15 protein-coding genes and 2 pseudogenes are annotated in these 16,673 nt (G+C 68.8%); 11 read left to right on the top strand and 6 right to left on the bottom strand.

Features of this window, described 5'->3' with window-relative positions; all coding sequences use genetic code 11:
* Positions 1 to 140: 140 nt before the first annotated feature.
* From QHF89_RS45165 to QHF89_RS45145, 5 genes are all read left to right on the top strand, one after another.
* Complete coding sequence (locus tag QHF89_RS45165; RefSeq protein WP_136934927.1) at positions 141 to 743, top strand: OmpH/Skp family outer membrane protein; 603 nt, start codon at positions 141 to 143, stop codon at positions 741 to 743.
* On the top strand, positions 706 to 1,713 hold the full coding sequence (locus QHF89_RS45160) for a UDP-3-O-(3-hydroxymyristoyl)glucosamine N-acyltransferase (RefSeq protein ID WP_284721785.1): 1,008 nt from the start codon (positions 706 to 708) through the stop codon (positions 1,711 to 1,713). Before QHF89_RS45165 ends, QHF89_RS45160 begins: the two co-directional genes overlap by 38 nt.
* Before the next feature lie 26 nt (positions 1,714 to 1,739).
* Positions 1,740 to 2,180 carry a 3-hydroxyacyl-ACP dehydratase FabZ gene (gene fabZ / locus QHF89_RS45155; RefSeq protein WP_136934940.1) on the top strand — a complete coding sequence of 147 codons (441 nt, stop codon included), beginning with the start codon at positions 1,740 to 1,742 and terminating at the stop codon, positions 2,178 to 2,180.
* The gene (locus QHF89_RS45150) at positions 2,177 to 3,607 is read left to right on the top strand and encodes a DNA methyltransferase family protein (protein WP_136971880.1); all 1,431 of its coding nucleotides are present in this window, start codon (positions 2,177 to 2,179) and stop codon (positions 3,605 to 3,607) included. Before fabZ ends, QHF89_RS45150 begins: the two co-directional genes overlap by 4 nt.
* A 185-nt stretch (positions 3,608 to 3,792) precedes the next feature.
* Positions 3,793 to 6,267 carry an MXAN_6577-like cysteine-rich protein gene (locus tag QHF89_RS45145; RefSeq protein ID WP_284721783.1) on the top strand — a complete coding sequence of 825 codons (2,475 nt, stop codon included), beginning with the start codon at positions 3,793 to 3,795 and terminating at the stop codon, positions 6,265 to 6,267.
* A gap of 94 nt (positions 6,268 to 6,361) precedes the next feature.
* On the opposite strand, the gene QHF89_RS45140 is transcribed toward QHF89_RS45145, so the two are convergent.
* The 5 genes and pseudogenes from QHF89_RS45140 to QHF89_RS45125 form a co-directional block, all read right to left on the bottom strand.
* Positions 6,362 to 6,712, bottom strand: coding sequence for a thioredoxin family protein (locus QHF89_RS45140; protein ID WP_284721782.1), 351 nt, complete (start codon positions 6,710 to 6,712; stop codon positions 6,362 to 6,364).
* Positions 6,713 to 6,907: 195 nt separating this feature from the next.
* Positions 6,908 to 7,453 carry a hypothetical protein gene (locus QHF89_RS45135; protein ID WP_284721781.1) on the bottom strand — a complete coding sequence of 182 codons (546 nt, stop codon included), beginning with the start codon at positions 7,451 to 7,453 and terminating at the stop codon, positions 6,908 to 6,910.
* 117 nt (positions 7,454 to 7,570) lie between these two features.
* Positions 7,571 to 7,639, bottom strand: a pseudogene (locus tag QHF89_RS50290) (hypothetical protein); the annotation flags it as partial.
* A complete protein-coding gene (locus QHF89_RS45130; RefSeq protein WP_284721780.1) occupies positions 7,626 to 8,159 on the bottom strand; it encodes an RNA polymerase sigma factor in 534 nt (177 codons plus the stop codon). The gene QHF89_RS45130 and the pseudogene QHF89_RS50290, both read right to left, overlap by 14 nt.
* Before the next feature lie 4 nt (positions 8,160 to 8,163).
* The gene (locus QHF89_RS45125) at positions 8,164 to 9,222 is read right to left on the bottom strand and encodes a TQO small subunit DoxD (RefSeq protein ID WP_136971876.1); all 1,059 of its coding nucleotides are present in this window, start codon (positions 9,220 to 9,222) and stop codon (positions 8,164 to 8,166) included.
* Between the two features lie 129 nt (positions 9,223 to 9,351).
* Here QHF89_RS45125 and QHF89_RS45120 point away from each other — a divergent pair, with 129 nt between their 5' ends.
* The 4 genes from QHF89_RS45120 to QHF89_RS45105 all read left to right on the top strand — a co-directional run bounded on the left by QHF89_RS45120 (position 9,352) and on the right by QHF89_RS45105 (position 13,350).
* Positions 9,352 to 9,906, top strand: a complete 555-nt coding sequence (locus QHF89_RS45120) for a TetR/AcrR family transcriptional regulator (RefSeq protein ID WP_136971907.1) — start codon at positions 9,352 to 9,354, stop codon at positions 9,904 to 9,906.
* 108 nt (positions 9,907 to 10,014) lie between these two features.
* Positions 10,015 to 10,677, top strand: a complete 663-nt coding sequence (locus QHF89_RS45115; RefSeq protein WP_136971875.1) for a Rossmann-fold NAD(P)-binding domain-containing protein — start codon at positions 10,015 to 10,017, stop codon at positions 10,675 to 10,677.
* The gene (locus tag QHF89_RS45110) at positions 10,674 to 12,278 is read left to right on the top strand and encodes an SDR family NAD(P)-dependent oxidoreductase (protein WP_284721779.1); all 1,605 of its coding nucleotides are present in this window, start codon (positions 10,674 to 10,676) and stop codon (positions 12,276 to 12,278) included. The genes QHF89_RS45115 and QHF89_RS45110 overlap by 4 nt, the downstream gene beginning before the upstream one ends.
* Positions 12,279 to 12,561: 283 nt before the next feature.
* The gene (locus QHF89_RS45105; protein WP_136971874.1) at positions 12,562 to 13,350 is read left to right on the top strand and encodes a hypothetical protein; all 789 of its coding nucleotides are present in this window, start codon (positions 12,562 to 12,564) and stop codon (positions 13,348 to 13,350) included.
* Between the two features lie 27 nt (positions 13,351 to 13,377).
* Here the strand turns inward: QHF89_RS45105 and QHF89_RS45100 are convergent, their stop codons facing one another.
* Positions 13,378 to 15,216, bottom strand: coding sequence for a hypothetical protein (locus tag QHF89_RS45100; protein ID WP_136971873.1), 1,839 nt, complete (start codon positions 15,214 to 15,216; stop codon positions 13,378 to 13,380).
* 160 nt (positions 15,217 to 15,376) lie between these two features.
* On the opposite strand from QHF89_RS45100, the gene QHF89_RS45095 reads away from it, so the two are divergent.
* Positions 15,377 to 16,279, top strand: a complete 903-nt coding sequence (locus QHF89_RS45095; RefSeq protein ID WP_136971872.1) for a hypothetical protein — start codon at positions 15,377 to 15,379, stop codon at positions 16,277 to 16,279.
* A gap of 158 nt (positions 16,280 to 16,437) precedes the next feature.
* Positions 16,438 to 16,673, top strand: a pseudogene (locus QHF89_RS45090) (hypothetical protein); the annotation flags it as partial.

The following is a 16,673-nucleotide window of genomic DNA, read 5'->3' as shown; positions in this document are numbered from 1 at the left end:
CGACGCAAGGGCGATGCCGCGCACCCTTCCCGCTTTTCTCCGCCGGACCTCATCGTACGCCGGATCCGCTTCCAGCGATCGCGGCGTGCGGCGTGCTTGACCGCCTCACCGCGCGCAGGTAAGCGAGCTTCATCGCCTTCATGCTACTGCGTCGCCTTCCCCGCCTTCACGCGGCCCTCGCCGCCACCGTGCTCTCCGCGCTCGTCTCCCTCGCCCCTGGCTCTGCCTCGGCCGAGAACAAGATCGCGGTCGTCGACGTCCAGCAGGCCGTCATGCAGACCGAGGACGGCATCCGCGCGCAGGGCACGCTGAAGAAGCTCTTCGACAAGCGCCAGAAGGAGCTCGACGCGAAGCAAGAGGAGCTCCAGCGCGCGCGCGAGGACATCGAGCGCCAGGCCCGCGTGCTCTCGCGCGAGGCCCTCGCCCGCCGCATGGAGGACTGGCAGCGCCGCATGGTCGAGCTCCAGACGAGCTTCGTCGACTACAACAAAGAGCTCCAGAAGAAGCAGGGCGACCTGACGGGCCCCATCCTCCGCAAGATGATGGGCATCATCACGCGCCTCGCGAAAAAGAACGGCTACGAGCTCATCCTCGACCGCTCCGCGACGCCCTACGCGCGGCCGGATCTCGACCTCACCGAGCAGGTCGTGCAGATGTACAACTCCGGCGGCGACGGCGGCGGCGACGCCCCGCCCGAGGGCGGCGGTGACAAACCGTCGGGAGGCGGCGACGAAAAGAAGTAGCGCCGGCGCCGTCCTGCCCGCGCCCGTGCCTCTGCACGAGCTCGCGGCGACGCTCGGGGGCATGCTCGATCCGGGCCTCGAGGACGCCGTCGTGTCCCGCGTCGCTCCGATCGACGCGGAAGCCTCCGAAGGCACGACGACCCTCGCGCCGCTTCTTTCGCGCCGTTACCTCGAAGCCGCGCGTGCGAGCGACGCGTTTCTCCTCGTCGATGGCCCGCTCGCCTCGCTCGTGCCCGCGGGCAAGCGCTGGATCCACCCGCGCGCGGCGTACGCGCTCACCTGCGTGCTCGAACGGGTGCCGCAGCCCGCGCCCGTGGACGCGCGCGCGCTCGCGCGGATCGATCCCCTCGCGAACGTCGATCCCACGGCGATCATCTGCCCCTTCGCCGTCGTGTTTGCCGGCGCCGAGATCGGCCCGCACTGCCGCATCGAGCCCCACGTCGTCGTGTATGGCGGCGTCTCGCTCGGCGCGCGTGTCGTCGTCGGCGCCTCGTCGGTCCTCGGCCGCCCCGGCTTCGGCTGGGCGGCGTCGCCCGCGGGCGGCGTCGTGCGCGTGCCGCAGCTCGGCGGCGTGATCATCGAGGATGACGTCGAGATCGGCCCGCTCTGCACCATCGACGCTGGCACGCTCGGGCCGACCGTGATCGGCCGCGGCGCCAAGCTCGACGCACACGTGCACGTCGGCCACAACGCCGCCGTCGGCGCGGGCGCGCTCGTCGCGGCGCAATCGGGCTTCGCGGGCTCGTCGCGGATCGGCGCGGGCGCGCTCGTCGGCGGGCAGGTGGGCGTCGCCGATCATTGCGAGGTCGGTGCCGGGGCGCGGCTCGCCGCGAAAGCGGGCGTCATCGGCGACGTGCCTGCGGGCGCCGTGTTCGGCGGGTATCCCGCGGTGGACAAGGCGCGGTGGCTCCGCGCGACGGCGCGGCATCTCGAAGAGCCGGGGCGCAAACGGAAGGGACGGTCAGAGTGACCGAAGGGGCAAACGTAAAACTCCCGATCGAGGTGCGTGAGATCCTCACGATCCTCCCGCATCGGTATCCGATGGTGATGGTCGATCGCGTGACGGAGCTCGTGCCGGGCGAGCGCATCGCGGGGCACAAGTGCGTCGCGTACAACGAGCCCTGGTTCCAGGGCCATTTCCCCGCGCACCCGATCATGCCCGGCGTCCTCATCGTCGAAGCCATGGTGCAGATCGGCGGCCTGCTCGCGCACGCGTCCGACCCTGCGCCGGGACCCAAGCCCAAGGTCGTGCTCTTCCTGGGCATCGACAAGGCGCGCTTCCGCAGGCCCGTCGTGCCGGGCGACAGGCTCGATCTCTCGGCCACGGCCTTGCAGCGTCGGGGCCCGGTGTGGAAGCTCCGGGGCGAGGCGCGCGTCGACGGCAACCTCTGCGCCGAGGCAGAGATGCTCGCGCAGGTCGCGGACGCCTCGGCGTGACAGCGCCCTCGCGGCCCTCGCGCGTCGAGCGTGGGGACTGGCAGACGCCCCTCGAGCTTGCGCGGCAGGTCTCCCGCCTCGCCGCGCGGCTCGGCGCGCGCCCGTCCTCGATCCTGGAGCCCACGTGCGGCAAAGGCGCGTTCCTCACGGCGGCGGCGGAGGTCTTTCCGGACATCCCTGCTCGCGGCTTCGACATCGACCCGGGCCACGTCGAGGCGGCGCGCCTCGCGCTCGCGGGCGCCCCGGTCGACGTGCTCCTCGGTGATTGTTTCGAGGTCGCGTGGGAGGACGTGCTCGCGGCGATGCCGGATCCGGTGCTCGTGCTGGGCAATCCGCCCTGGGTCACGAGCGCCGATCTCGGCGCGCTCGGCTCGCGGAACCTGCCGCCCAAATCGAATTTCAAGCGATTCCGGGGCCTCGACGCGCGAACGGGCAAGAGCAATTTCGACGTCTCGGAGTGGATCCTCCTGCGCCTGCTCGCGGCGCTCCGCGGCCGTGATTTCCGCATGGTCGTGCTCTGCAAGAGCAACGTCGCGCGGCGGGTGATGGAGCACGTCGCGCACGAGGGGGTTCGGGTCTCGGGCGCGACGTATCGGATCGACGCGCGCGGCGCATTCGACGTGGCGACGGCGGCCGTGGTGATGACGCTCGCGGCGACTCCTCCGCCGAGCGGGCCCCCGGCGCGCGGCTGGGCCGTCTTCGATTCGCTCGACGCCGAAATTCCGCGGCGGACGATGGGCGTGCACGGCGGGCGCATTTACAGCGACATCGATCGACTCGAACGGACGCAGGGCCTCGAAGGCCAATGCACGCCGGCGTGGCGCTCGGGGCTCAAGCACGACTGCGCGCCGGTGATGGAGCTCGAAGCGAAGGACGGCGCGCTCGTCAATGGCCTCGGCGAGCGGGTGGACATCGAACAATCCGTTGTCTTTCCGCTGCTCAAGGGCTCGGACGTGGCGAATGGGCGGCGCCCGGGGAGGCGCTTCGTGCTCGTGACGCAACGCTCGCTCGGCGAGGAGACGCGGACCTTGCAGGATCAGGCGCCGCGGGCGTGGGCCTACCTCGTCCGGCACGAGGAAAAGCTCGACGTCCGCAAGAGCTCCATTTATCGCGACAAGCCCCCCTTCTCGGTGTTCGGAATCGGGCCGTACACGTTCGCGCCCTACAAAGTCGCGATTTGTGGTCTCTACAAGAAATTCTCGTTCGCGCTGGTCGAGCCGCACGAGGGGCGCCCGGTGGTGCTCGACGACACCTGTTATTTCTTGCCGTTCGAGGCCCGCGACGAGGCCGAGGCGGTCCTCCGGGCCTTGCAGAGCGAGGCGGCGCGGGCCTTCTTCGAGGCGCGTGTCTTCTGGGAGGACAAGCGGCCCATCGGAAAGGGCCTCTTGCAGTCGATCTCGCTCGAAGCGCTCGTGCGCTCCGGCTGAAACCGCCGTCCCCCCGCCAACGCCGCCCTTCCGCACGCCGTGGTCATGCGGAGCACGCACATGCGTGGCTCTCCGCGGAGCGGACAATGATACTATGGAAGGCTGGTCGAGAATTTCTTTGACGCCCAAACGACTTCTACGGGGATGAATCAATGACCAGATTCCGAACTTACGCACACCAACCAATGACGACGGTCCTCGGCGCGTGGCGGGGAGGGCTCGCGCTCTCCGCGCTCGTCGCGGCGTTCGTCGCGGCAGGCTGCTCCGGGGAGGGCGGCGGCGCCGGGGGCACAGGCGGCACGGGGGGCACAGGCGGCGCGGGCGGCGTCGGGGGCACCGGCGGCGGGCCCGCTTGCGCGGCCGGGCAGGACAGGTGCGACGGGGCGTGCGTCGACCTCGACACGAACCCGCTGAACTGCGGCACCTGCGGTCACGCGTGCGCCCCGGGCGAGGTCTGCTCGAACGGCGCGTGCGCCCTCACCTGCGGCGGCGGCACCACGAAATGCGGCGAGCTCTGCGTCGACACCAACCTCGACCCCCAGAATTGCGGCGCGTGCGCGAGCGCGTGTGCAGCGGGCGAGGTCTGCTCGCAGGGCGCGTGCGCGCTCACCTGCGGCGGCGGCGCCACGAAATGTGGGGAGCTCTGCGTCGACACCTCGAACGACCCGGCGAACTGCGGCGCTTGCGACAACGCCTGTCCCGCCGGCGAGGTCTGCTCGCAAGGCGCTTGCGCGCTCACTTGCTCCGGTGGCGCCACGAAATGCGGCGACGCCTGCGTCGACACCTCGAACGACCCGGCGAACTGCGGCGCTTGCGACAACACCTGCGCCGCCGGCGAGATCTGCTCGCAAGGCGCCTGCGCGCTCACCTGCGTCGGCGGCGCCACGAAATGTGGAAACGCCTGCGTCGACACCTCGAACGACCCGGCGAACTGCGGCGCTTGCGGCAACGCCTGCGCCGCCGGTGAGGTCTGCTCGCAGGGCGCCTGCGCGCTCACGTGCTCCGGCGGCGCCACGAAATGCGGGAACGCCTGCGTCAGTGTCTCGAACGACCCGGCGAACTGCGGCGCCTGCGGCAATGCCTGCGCCGCCGGCGAGGTCTGCTCGAACGGCGCATGCGGGTTCACCTGCGCCGGCGGCACCATGAAATGCGGAAACGCCTGCGTCGACGCGACGAACGACCCGGCGAACTGCGGCGCCTGCGGCAATGCCTGCGCCGCCGGCGAGGTCTGCTCGAGCGGCGCATGCGGGTTCACCTGCGCCGGCGGCACCACCGCGTGTGGCAACACGTGCGTAGACACGAAGAACGATCCGGCCCATTGCGGCGCTTGCGGCAATGCCTGCGCCGCCGGTGAGGTTTGCTCGAACGGCGCTTGCGCGTTCACCTGCGGCGGCGGCACCACCGCGTGCGGCAGCGCGTGCGTCGACACGTCGAGCAACAAGGCGAACTGCGGCGCCTGCGGCAATGCGTGCTCGTCGAGCCAGGTCTGCTCGGCCGGCGCCTGCGCTTGCCTCCCTGGGGAGAGCACGTGCGGCGCGAGCTGCGTGAACCTCTCCGACAACAGCCTCTCCTGCGGCGCTTGCGGCACCACGTGCGGCGCGAACCAGGTCTGCGCGGCCGGCGTCTGCGCGAACCTCACGAACGGCAATGGCCGGGTGGGCGGCACGTACACGGGCGTCTTCCCGCCGACGGTCGGCGTCCTGTATGCGGGCGGGACGACCGACCTCCAGACCAAGCTCGTGGCCACGGCCTCGTTCGCGTCCGTCGGCTTCGTCAACATCAACTCCACGACGCCGACGCTGGCGCAATTGAAGGCGTACGACGCCGTCGCGGTCATGACGTACCTGTCGGTCACGACGGGGTTCGGCGACAACCTCGCCGACTATTATGAGCAGGGCGGCGGCGTCGTGCTCTTCGATTACGAGTCGCAGGAGACGGGCACGTATGCCCTGAAGGGTCGCTTCGCCACGCAATACACGCTCTCGACGCCCATCGCGGACGTCGCGTTCCTCACGACGAAGGTCACGCTCGGGACCATCCTCGAGCCGGGCAGCCCGCTGCTCACGGGCGTCACGACGTTCGGCTACCAGGGCTCGTCGCCGTACCATATGCCGGCGTCGGCGTTCAACAAGAACAACCCCATCGTCGTCGCGCTGTTCTCGGACGGCACGCCCGCCTTGGTTCGAGGCGTGGTGTCGAGCGGCCCCGCGACGGGGCGGCCGCTGATCGAGATCAACGGCTTTGGCCTTTCGACCACGGGCAACAGCACGATCGGCTGGGATACGACGACCGACGCCGCGAAGCTCATTCGCAACGCGCTGTACGCGTCGATGCCGCTCCCCGCGTTCACGACGGCGCAGGAGCTCAGCTTCCCGGGCCAGGCGCTTTCTACGCAGAGCGCGCCGCAGACCCTGACGTACACGAACCCGTCGGGCAATCCGCAGACGATCACGGCGCTCACGCTGAGCGGGAGCCACATTGGCGAGTTCTCGGTGACGCCGTCTTCTCCCTTGCCGGTCACGGTCCCGGCCGGAGGCACGTTCACGGCCGACGTGCGATTCACGCCCGCCGGCACGGGGCTCCGGGCCGCGACGCTCTCGGCGAGCGTGACGGGCCTGTCGACCAAGGCCACGACCCTGCTCAAGGGAACGGGGATGTGATCCGAGGGAGGGCGCGTGGTGCGTCTCGGCGAGACGCGCCGCGCCCCGCCCAATCCGCTCCCCTTCCCGCTCCCGCCCCCGCTCCTCACGGCCATCAGATCGGCGGACATGCGCGTCCGCGGACCTCGCCGATCGCTGAAGCGAGCTTCTCCTGCGTCTGGACCCCGACCATCCGCAAGACCTCCGCGCCCTCTGCGTCAATCCCGACAAATGTCGGCAATGCCCGGACCTCGTAACGCTCCGCGAGCGCCTCGCCCTCGGGCTCGTCGATGCTCACGTGCACGAGCGATCCATCGGCCACGGCGAGGCACCGCCGCTCGACTTGGTTCACGATGGGCGCCATCCGCGCGCAAGCCGCGCAAGAACCGCTCGTGAATTCAAGGAGCCTCGGCTGTCCGCCGGTCGGGAGGTCCCCGCCGCCACGCCGCCCCGAGCCGCTCGGCATGGCGCATGCCGTCGCGGAGCCCGCTGCGCAAGGGGCAACCGAAGCCGCACCTCGATTCGCATCCGACCGATCCAGAAAAACGCCAAGAGCGACCGCCAACGTGGCGAGCGATGCGATGGCAGCCGCCGCGACGCGAACCCGGTTCGATGACCTCAAAGACATCTCCTCACCTTTCCTTCAAGAAACAAGCGGCGTTCACGGAGCCTCGAGCGCTGCGGCGAGCGAGGTTTCGCTCGTCTCGGCGACAGCCAGCATGGGTTGCCGCGTGGTCTTCGCGCAAATCCGATTGCCGAGCGGCGCACGCGCGCAACGAACCTCGCCTCGTGATAGCGATTCGGCCGCCACCGCCGCGCTCGATCCCGGCCTCGGCACGAAGACGGTGACCGGTTTGTCGTCCTGCATGTACATGAGCGCTGCCGTCCGATCTCCCTCGAGCTGGCAAAGGCGCGCCCCGAGCAATTTGGCCCCGGGCATGGCGGGCACCACCACCGCATAACCGAGCCTCTGCTCCAGCCACTGAGCGAGGACCACGGGATCGGACGAATCGAGCTCGCACGGTTTTTCTCTGGCGAATCCTCGCAGGTGGTGGCTCACGAGCTCGTCCGCCATCGCTTGCGCGATCCCGCCACGCGATAGCAAAAGCACCGCCCCCACACCCAACGACGCTGCCACGAGCAGCGCGGCGAACGCGAGCCGACGCCGAGGACGCGCGGGCGTATCGAGCGATCTCGTTGTTTGCACGACGCGCGCGGGCACGTCGGCTCTGGCCGAGCGTCGCAACGATTGCCGCGTCTGCGCGAGAACATCCGCCGTCCCGCGGCAAACGGCACACGATGCCAGGTGCGCCTCGATGCGCCTCGCTTCCACGGGCCCCACCTCCCCGTCGTGCCATGCCGAGACATTCTCGAATTCGTCACATCTTGCCATGATGCACCCCACGCTCTCGATTCGCCTCGGAGAGCTCCTCGAACAACGCTGCCCGCGCCCGCGCCAGGCGCGAACGCACCGTGCCCACGGGAGAACCTTGCACCGACGCGATTTCCTCGTACGAGAGCTCCTCCACCTCGCGCAAGAGCAGCGCTTCCTTCCATTCGGGCGGCATCCCATCGAGGGCGTGCGTCACCCGGTCGTCGAACGAGCGGCGCAGGATCTCCTCCTCGAGATCCTCGCTCGGCTCCGGCGCCTCTTTGCCCTTGCCTCCCTGGATCACCTCGAAGCGCCGCGCCGCCCCGCGAACCCCATTCAAGAGCACCGTGCGTTGCACCTGAAAAAGCCAGGCCCGCATTCGCTCCTCGTCCCGCAGATCCCCTCGCTTCTCCATCGCCCGCACCACGGTTGATTGCACGAGATCCTCGGCGTCCGTCTCCGAGCGGGTCATCTTCCTGGCCATCCGGAAGAGCGCCGGCAGCTCGGCGACGAGACGTTCGACGAAGGATCGACCCGGCACGCCCTCACTCCCTCGTGGCCAGCCGCGGTGGAATGTCGAGCCCAGCCTCCCACACGGCGCCGCTCACATCCGAAACCCGCACGTGATAACGCCCCGGCGATGGCACCTCCGACGGGATCGGCAAAACGACGTCCGCGACGCTCCCGAGCGGGAGAACGAGCCCATGGGGTCCGGGGCGAACCTTCACGAGATAATGGTTCGTGATCGCGCTCGCCGGCAGCGAAGCCAAGGCCCGCGCGTCCCAGCCATGAACCGGTTTTCCCGCTCCGTCGAGGATCGCGATATCCACGACGAACGCGCCATACGTGTCCGGCCCTCCGTCGCGGGCGAGCTTCAGCCGCAGCGCGCCCGCTCGATCCAGCTCCGCGGCCGAAATCGTCACGTGCGGCCGCACCGAGTGATTGTGCAGCTTGCCCCAGACGCCGCCGAAAAAAATCTGGTTCGTCGCGAGCGTGAGCACGAGCGTCGCTCCTGCGAGGGCGATCCCGCCGCGGCGGACGATCCCCGGGCGAAGCGGCAGCGGACCCGAGGCGAGGAGCGCAAAGGCGCGGCTCGCCCGAAGCCGCGGAAACCGCGACGTGAGGGCGGCATCGAGCCCCAAACGTCCGGCGCCCCCGAGAAGGACGGAGATTCCACCCGCGATCCCGAGCACCCCGATTTGCCACTCGTCGAGGCACGTCGACCCGATCCAGCCAGCGCCGAGCAGGATGCCCCCCGACAACATCACGACGCCCGCGGCCGCGGCGCGCGTGAGGAGCCCGAACATCAGCCCGAGCCCCGCCGCCCCTTCGAGCACGGTGAAGACCACGAGGAAGGGGTGTAGCACCTCGGGATGCCGCACCAGCCAATCGAGCAGCCCACGCACGCCGATCGCGTGCGGCAGGAAGTGGTTGAACTTCTCCCCGACGTACCCCGCCGCATCGGGCACCATCTTTTCCGGTTCGAGCACGAGGCGCCGCCAAAGCGCGGAGAAAAAGAGCCACCCGGTCACGAGGCGGAGCGAGAGGAGCGCGAGGGTCGCGTCCTGCGTGGGCGCGCCGGCAGAGGAAGGAGCTTCTTGCATGCCGCTCCGGAGGACACGACGAGCGACCCACAAAGTTCCCGGGCGGTCCTGCGCTCCCCTTCAAGCCTCGCTCCGGAACGTGTTGACAAATATTGATCCAGTTGTCACAGTGTCGCCATGGCAGCGACCATGAAAGAGGACGAGGCAGCCGCGCGCCGCTCGAAGATCCTGCTCGCCGCGCGTTGGTGTTTCCTCAATTTTGGCTTCGCGAAGACGTCGTTCGAGGACATCGCCAAGCGCGCGAACCTCTCGCGGACGCTGCTCTACCGGGTCTTCAAGGACAAGGAAGACATCTTCCGGGCCGTCTTCGCCGACTGGCTGGTTTCGCGACATCCCTTGGCAAAACAGGCGGTGACCGCACAGGGCAGCCCGTACGAACGCTTGGTCGACGTGTGCAGGCTGATGGTGCTCGAGCCCTGGTCCGACATGGTCGGAGCGCCGATGGGCAGTGAGTTTTTCGACGCCTGCGAGCGGATCGATCCCGCCATCGACGCGCAGCACCGAAAGGTCGCGCTGGAGTGCATCGCGGCGATTCTCGGGGACGAGGAAAAAGCTGACGTCTTCCTTCTCGCTCTCGATGGTCTCCTTGCAGATCAACCGACCGTTGCCGTGCTCGAACGACGCCTCCGAATCCTCGCAGAACAGTTCGTTCCGCCGGCGAAGAAAAAAGGAACACGCGTGTGAACCACGACGACCCCTCGGAGGGCTTCGCACCATGAGCGCCGCATGGACCACGCGCATTGCAGGGATTCGGTACGCGCTCTGATCTCGGGGGATGAAGAGGACGTTACGATGAAGCTCATCCTTTTTGGCACATCCGGCATGGTCGGCGCAGGGGTCCTGCGCGAAGCGCTCAACGCCTCCGACGTCGAGTCGGTGCTCAGCATTGGACGACGCCCTTGCGGCGTCACGCACCCGAAGTTGCGCGAGCTCCTGCTGCCCGATCTCTTCGACTTCGCCGCCGTCGAGGACCAACTCGTCGGCTACGACGCCTGTATCTGGGCCGTTGGCATCAGCTCCGCCGGTCTCGACGAAGCCGCCTACGCGCGGGTGACCGAGGAGCTCACGCTTCTATGGGCTCGCGCGCTCCTTCGGCTCAATCCTGGCATGTCCTTCTGTTACTGCTCTGGCGGCGGCGCCGGCGGGCCCGGAATGTGGGCTCGCGTGAGGCGGCGCGTGGAGGAGTCCCTGCGCGTGATGCCCTTCCGTCACGCGGGAAGTGTCAGGCCTGGCTTCATTCGGCCTGGCCCCGGCATTCGGAGTCGCACCTGGCAATACCAGGTCGGCGTCGTGCTCCTGAAGCCGCTGTTTCTCTTCACTCCGCTCCTCGTGCGTGTCTTTCCGTTCTTCTTCACCACCTCGGAGGTTCTTGGGCGCGCCATGCTCCGCGTCGTTGAAGGAAAGGCCGGCACGTTCATCCTCGAATCGGCCGACATCAATCGAGTCGGCGCATGAGCGAGGCGACGCGCTCCCTCCGCAACGCCAAGCTCGGCGTCGTCGCGCTGGTGCTGCTCACGCTCGCCGGTGCCTATCACTTCGGGATCTTCGCGCAGGTCGCCGAACCGAAGATCCTGGCCGAGACGCTCGTCGCGAGGGGCGCGTGGGGCTACCTCGCATTCATCCTGGCGTACACGGTGCTGCAACCGTTCGGCGTCCCTGGGACGATCTTCATCGTCGCAGCGCCGCTGATATGGCCGTGGCAGACGGCCTTCGCGCTCTCGATGATCGGGACGATGTGCGCGAGCGTCGTTGGATTCTCGTTCGCGCGCTTCGTGGCGAAGGACTGGGTCTCGGCGCGTATTCCTGCCCGGCTCCGCAAGTACGACGCGTCGCTCGAGCGGAATGCATTCCAGACGGTCGTCGTCCTTCGTCTGATTCTCTGGATGCCGCAGGTGCTCCACTCCTTCTTCGGCGTCTCGAAGGTGGGGTTCTGGACCCACTTTTGGGGCTCGCTCGTCGGCTACACGCCGACCCTTCTCCTCGTGAGCTACCTCGGCAGCGAGATGTTCGATGCGTCGGGGAGGATTCAGCCCGGCGCGTGGCCGATCCTCGCCGGCCTGCTCATCGCTTCGCTGCTCATCGCCGCGCTCCATCGGGCCTACGAGCGCCGTCGCTCCTCTGGAGGTCTCCGGAATGCCGAGCGCGGCGGCTTCTCTTCACCACAACCCATGGAGAAATTCATGGCGCACGATCTCGAAGGCAAGGTGATTCTGATAACCGGAGCCACGGATGGCATCGGCAAGGCCGCGGCGATGGATTTCGCCAGACGCGGCGCGACGATGACCATCGTCGGCCGCAACAAGGAGAAGACCACGCAGGTGCTCACAGAGCTGAAGGACGCGAGCGGGAACCAGAACCTCGACCTCCTCCTTTGCGACCTTTCGCGCATGGCCGACGTGAAGCGCGCCGCCGAGGCGTTCCAGGCCAAGCACGACCGGCTCGACGTCCTCGTGAACAACGCCGGCGCGACCTTCAAATCGCCGGTCATGGGGCCTGACGGATTCGAGCTGACGTTCGCGCTGAACCACCTCGCGTATTTTCAACTCACGACGTCGCTGCTCGATCTCCTCCGGAACACGAAGGGGGCGCGGGTCGTGTCGACGTCGAGTGCCATGCAGGCGCGCGGGGTGCTCGACCTCCAGAAGACGCCGACATCCCTCGAGGGCCCGGGATGGCGCGCTTATGCGACCTCGAAGCTCGCGAACATTCTCTTCACGAAGGAGCTTCAGCGGCGGCTTTCAGGAATCACGGTCGCGGCGAACTGCTTCGAGCCGGGCTCGGTCCGGACCCAGTTTGGCGGCTTCGGGTCGGACATGGGGCTTCTGATGAACCTCGTGTACACAGTGGCGAGGCCCTTCTCGAAGACGCCGGAACAAGGCGCGGACTCCCTCCTCTGGCTCGCGACCTCGCCGGAGGCGGCGTCGCTCAGGGGGCAATTCGTCTCGAATCGACGCCCCGTGGATCCATCGAAACAAGCGCTGGACCCGAAGCTCGCGGCCGACCTGTGGACGTTGAGCGAGAAGCTCTGCGCCGAGGCCAAAGCTCGCGCGGCGTGACGGCTCCCTCGATGGCTCACACGGCCACGGGCATCGGCAGGCGCCCCGGATCCAATCCCCGGAATCACCTTCGGGTCCTCTGCGGGCTCCGGATCCGATCCCCGGGAGCACCTTCGGCTTCTCTGCGGGCCCCGGATCCGATCCCCGGGAGCACCTTCGGGTCCTCTGCGGGCCCCGGATCCGATCCCCGGGAGCACCTTCGGGTCCTCGGCCGATCCCGAAGCGCTCCCGACCATCACCTTGCCGTTGTGTGCCTCCTTCGTATCCGGTTACCGTGACCGCCATGCGTTTTCTTCATGAACTCACGATCGGTGAGATGATCACGATCACGGAACAGTGGACGGGCGCCGGGCATCCGGGGTTCGTGGCCATCCCGGAGCTCGCCCCCTTCCTGCCTCGTGTCCAGGAGGACCACGACGCCCTCCTCGGCGCGCGCGCGGGCAGCTCTGCGGAGGTTCCCCTGCGCTCGCTCTCCGAGCAGGCCGACACGCTGGATACACGCCACGATCACCTCCAGCGCGCGCTGCACCTCGGGATGAGGAGCGCGCGGGAGGCGCTGCTCGGCCAGGTTCCGCCGAACATCGCGCTCGCCGACGCGATCGACGTCGCCCTGGAGAAGCTCCAGCCTCGGGGGCTCGATATCGTCAAGGCCTCCTACGAGAGCGAGGCGGGCAACGCCGCGCAAATGGTGAGGCTCGCCGAGACGGAGCTCGCCCTGGTGCTCGCCCAGGTGCCCATTCTCGACGGCGTCTCGGCGCTCGATCTCGTCAAGCAAATCGGCGCGGTCGGCTCGGCGCTCGGGGCGGTGGAGCAAAAGAAGTCGGTGACCGCAGCGGCAGCGGCGAAGGAAGAGATCACGCCGTCCGAGGTGCGGCGGCGCATGCGCGCGTGGGTGGACACCATCGAGCTCGTGCTCGGCGCGCTCACGCGGACGAAGGGGAGCGAGGCGCACGTCGAGCAGATCCGGAAGCCGGTGGTCGATGCCGCCGAAAAGGCACGCGCGCGACGCCTGGCGAAGCGCAATGCCGCGGGGAAAAAAGGCGAAGGCGGCCCGAGCGAACCAGGCAATTGAGAGCGGAGGCGTCCCCGGGGGCGCCCCTCACCGCGCCCCCAGCGCATACGAAAACGCCGCCGACGTCCGAAACATCCACGCATACCGCCGGTACGGCCGCAGCATCCAGTTGTCCGGGCTCTGGAAGAGCTCTCCCGTGAACGTCTCGTAGAGCCCCGGCGAGCCGAGGATCACGCGGCGAAACCTGGGATCCGGCTCTCCGAGGAGCCGCGCGAATGCGTCGGCCCAGGCGAGCGCGCCCATCACGTCGGCCGCGTGCGCGGCACCATCGTGATCCGTGTGCGTGGAGCCGTCGGGGCGAACGAGGTAATCGGGCGTGAGCCCCCTCGAACCGTCGCGCAACACGCGCACCTTCGAGGCCGCCGAGAGCATCCTTCCCATGCGCACGATGAAGCGCGCGATACGCGGGTCTTCCCATGAGGCATGAACGCGCACCATCGCATCGACGAGCAACACGGACATCCACGGCGAAGCGACGAGCTCCTCGCCGGCCTCGTCCGGATCGTGTTGTGTACCGAAATGGTAAAGCCCGCCGTCCACGACCGCGCCGGCTCGCGCGAACAGGCCGCCGGGGCGGCTCTGATCCTGATGCCAGAGCAGATCCTCCACGATACGAACGACCCGCGCGCGGTCCTCCTCCCGCCCGCGGAGCTCGAACGCGATCGTCGCGGCCAGCAGCTTGAACGCTACATGCCTCTCCGTCCACGCCTCGCGCAAACGCTCGCCCGTGCTCTTGCGGACGGGCGAATAGGCGGGCGACCAGCGCGAGGGGACGTCCGCGAAGGCCGCGACCAAGGCGTCGAGCTTGTCGAGGATACGATCGTCCCCCGTGAGCCAAAACATGAGGGCGAGGCACTCCACGTAGGAGTATTTCGGATCCCAGGCGGGCTCCTTGGCGGCGTCCTTCGGATCGGGCCGCGGCTTGCGCCACGAGAAAAACGCCGCTTTGGGGCGCGCCTCCGCCGAGGGATCCCCCCGGGATTGCCGCGCGAGCACGAGGAGGCGCTCGTAAAAGACCGACGCGCGCACCGCCTCGCGAAGCACCCGGGCCGAGCCGCCCCGGAGGTACAGGACGAACATCGCGGAGGCCCGATCGTAAAGCCAGGCCTCGCCGTTGTTGTCGAGGTTCGTCCGGTAGGGGCTATCGCCGGCCGGCTCGTTCAGGAGGCCATAAAAATAGTTTTTTTGGGCAACGTCGTATGCGAGCGGCCACGGCAGGCGCCGGCCGTGGAGGAGCGCGGGGGGATCCATGTCTTCGCCGACGCGATCGTCGAGCGGCACGAAAGGCGTGCGCAAGGCCCCTTGCGCGAGGAGCGCCTTGGGCAGGACGACGTAGACGGCGGGCTCGGTGACGAGGTCCTCGGGCGTGAAGCTGCCTGTCGCCACGGAATGAAACCCCCGCCGCGGCGGGACGAGGTCGGGGACGTCGCGCGTGCGCTCCGCGGCGCCCCATTCGACGATGACGGACGTGGGCTCCGGCGGGCTCGTCGGGAACGTATGAATGAGCTGCACCCGCGCGACGCGCACCCAGCGCCCGGAGCGCGCGGGATCGGTGAGGTGCCGATAAGGGGTGAGCTCCTCGACGTGCGCCGGGATCTCCACGCCGCCCTGGAGAACACGCACGGTCGCGAGGCCCGCGCGCGTGAGCGATTCCGGTGGCAATGGGAGACCAAACGTCACGAGGTGAGGCCCGCCCGATCGGACGCCGGGCGCAGGCACGAGCGTCGCAGAGATACGGCCGACGGGCGCGCCGGGCGCGTGAAAGCTGCGGGAAGGCAAGAGGGGCGCGCAAGCGAACGAAGAAAGTCCGAGGAGCAGCCCCACGAGGGGTTTTGCGCGCAGGTGGGACGGACGGACGTCAAGCATGAGCCCTTTGGATGCCGGAGGACCCCTTGACATCACGGCGGACGAGTTGTCTTCCTCGGCGCGGTCGAATCCTCCTTCCGCCCCGCGACGTCTTGACGTGGCTCGCCGCCGGGTGGAGGATGGCGCTCCTCCTCCCATTTCCAACACGAGCAGGATATCGATGCGCCCCCTCGCAATGGCTCTTGCCCTCGGCTTCAGCGCGGCTTCGTGGACGACCGCGGCCTTCGCCGACGTCGTCCCCAACCTGCCGATCACCTGTCCGAGAGGCACCGAGAAGGCATTGAGCCACGGCGGGCCCTATTGCTCCCCGCCGCTCCGCGCGGATTGCCCGGCCGGCTACGTGCCGAAGATCCACCACGCGACGTCCTATTGCGAGGCGCCTCCGCCCGCGCCCTGCCCCAAGGGCCTGCACTGGGAGTCGGACGGGCCGGACACGGCCTCGTGCGTGCTGAACTCCCGTTGCGACAAGGGGGGCGAGGCCTGCGAGAACGGCTCCTGCGAGGAGCTCTCGTTCTGCATCGAGAACCGGAACATGCACCGCTACTTGATGCCCGTCGCGCACGGCACGTGCAGGACCCAGGCCGATTGCGCGGGGATTCCCCGCACCAAATGCGAAAAACGTTTGACCTGCGCGGACCCGGCGTCGCGGAAACACGAGGCCGCACGGATCGCAGCCGCCAAAAACGTGCCCGCGAGCGCCGTCCCCGCGCCGTACGTGGCGAGCGCAATGGGCGGGGCTCCGCCGCGATATCCTGTGCTGAAGGAGGGCCAGAAGCTCCCGGCCCTGCCCGATGTCCCCGCGCCGCCCGACGATACGCCGAACACGCCCCCTGCGCCCGAGGGGCCCGAGGACGCCGGCGCGTCCGCTCCGCCCGCGGAGCCGGGTCCCGGTGAACCGACGCCGGTCGACGCGCCGCCCCCCACGCCGAAACCGCCGAGCAGCGGCGGATGCGCGGGATGCGAGGTGGGCGGGTCGGACGACGACAGGGTCGGCTGGGCCGCGCTCATGTGCCTGCTCGGCGTGGGAATCGCCCTGCGGCGCAAAGGCAAGGGCGGAGGCTGAGCAGCGCCGCGATCCAGGTCACACGAACGCAGCGCGTAATCTCGACGCAGAGAAGCTTGCCACGTCCGTTAACACATCGTAACATCCGCGATAACGGACGTCACGGCAGAGGTTGCTTTCCTTCCTTGCCTCGTGTTGGGACGTCGAGGAGCGCTTGCATGAAGAATTCGCGAACAAGCTCGGTCTTCGCCCTGGGTTTTGGCTCGTTGCTCGCCGTGGTCGCGCTGGCCGGCATGACCGGTTGCGGCGACGACGAGAAGACGGGTGACACGACGTCCAGCAGCTCGAGCTCGGGCTCGGGCTCGGGTGGCGCGGGCGGCGGCACGGGCGGCGCAGGCGGCGGCACGGGCGGCGCCGGTGGCGGCGGCGGCCAAGGCGGCGGCGGTGGTGCCGG

Source organism: Polyangium sorediatum (genome assembly GCF_029946465.1).
GTDB lineage: Bacteria > Myxococcota_A > Polyangia > Polyangiales > Polyangiaceae > Polyangium > Polyangium fumosum.
The sequence above is the reverse complement of the archived record's forward strand: the minus strand, read 5'-3'. Positions and strand labels throughout refer to the sequence as shown.

Coding starts and splice junctions, on each gene's coding strand:
- QHF89_RS45165 (WP_136934927.1), top strand. CDS start 141: ATGCTACTGCGTCGCCTTCCCCGCCTTCACGCGGCCCTCGCCGCCACC.
- QHF89_RS45145 (WP_284721783.1), top strand. CDS start 3,793: ATGACGACGGTCCTCGGCGCGTGGCGGGGAGGGCTCGCGCTCTCCGCG.
- QHF89_RS45140 (WP_284721782.1), bottom strand. CDS start 6,712: ATGCCGAGCGGCTCGGGGCGGCGTGGCGGCGGGGACCTCCCGACCGGC.
- QHF89_RS45125 (WP_136971876.1), bottom strand. CDS start 9,222: ATGCAAGAAGCTCCTTCCTCTGCCGGCGCGCCCACGCAGGACGCGACC.
- QHF89_RS45120 (WP_136971907.1), top strand. CDS start 9,352: ATGAAAGAGGACGAGGCAGCCGCGCGCCGCTCGAAGATCCTGCTCGCC.
- QHF89_RS45115 (WP_136971875.1), top strand. CDS start 10,015: ATGAAGCTCATCCTTTTTGGCACATCCGGCATGGTCGGCGCAGGGGTC.
- QHF89_RS45110 (WP_284721779.1), top strand. CDS start 10,674: ATGAGCGAGGCGACGCGCTCCCTCCGCAACGCCAAGCTCGGCGTCGTC.
- QHF89_RS45105 (WP_136971874.1), top strand. CDS start 12,562: ATGCGTTTTCTTCATGAACTCACGATCGGTGAGATGATCACGATCACG.
- QHF89_RS45100 (WP_136971873.1), bottom strand. CDS start 15,216: ATGCTTGACGTCCGTCCGTCCCACCTGCGCGCAAAACCCCTCGTGGGG.
- QHF89_RS45095 (WP_136971872.1), top strand. CDS start 15,377: ATGCGCCCCCTCGCAATGGCTCTTGCCCTCGGCTTCAGCGCGGCTTCG.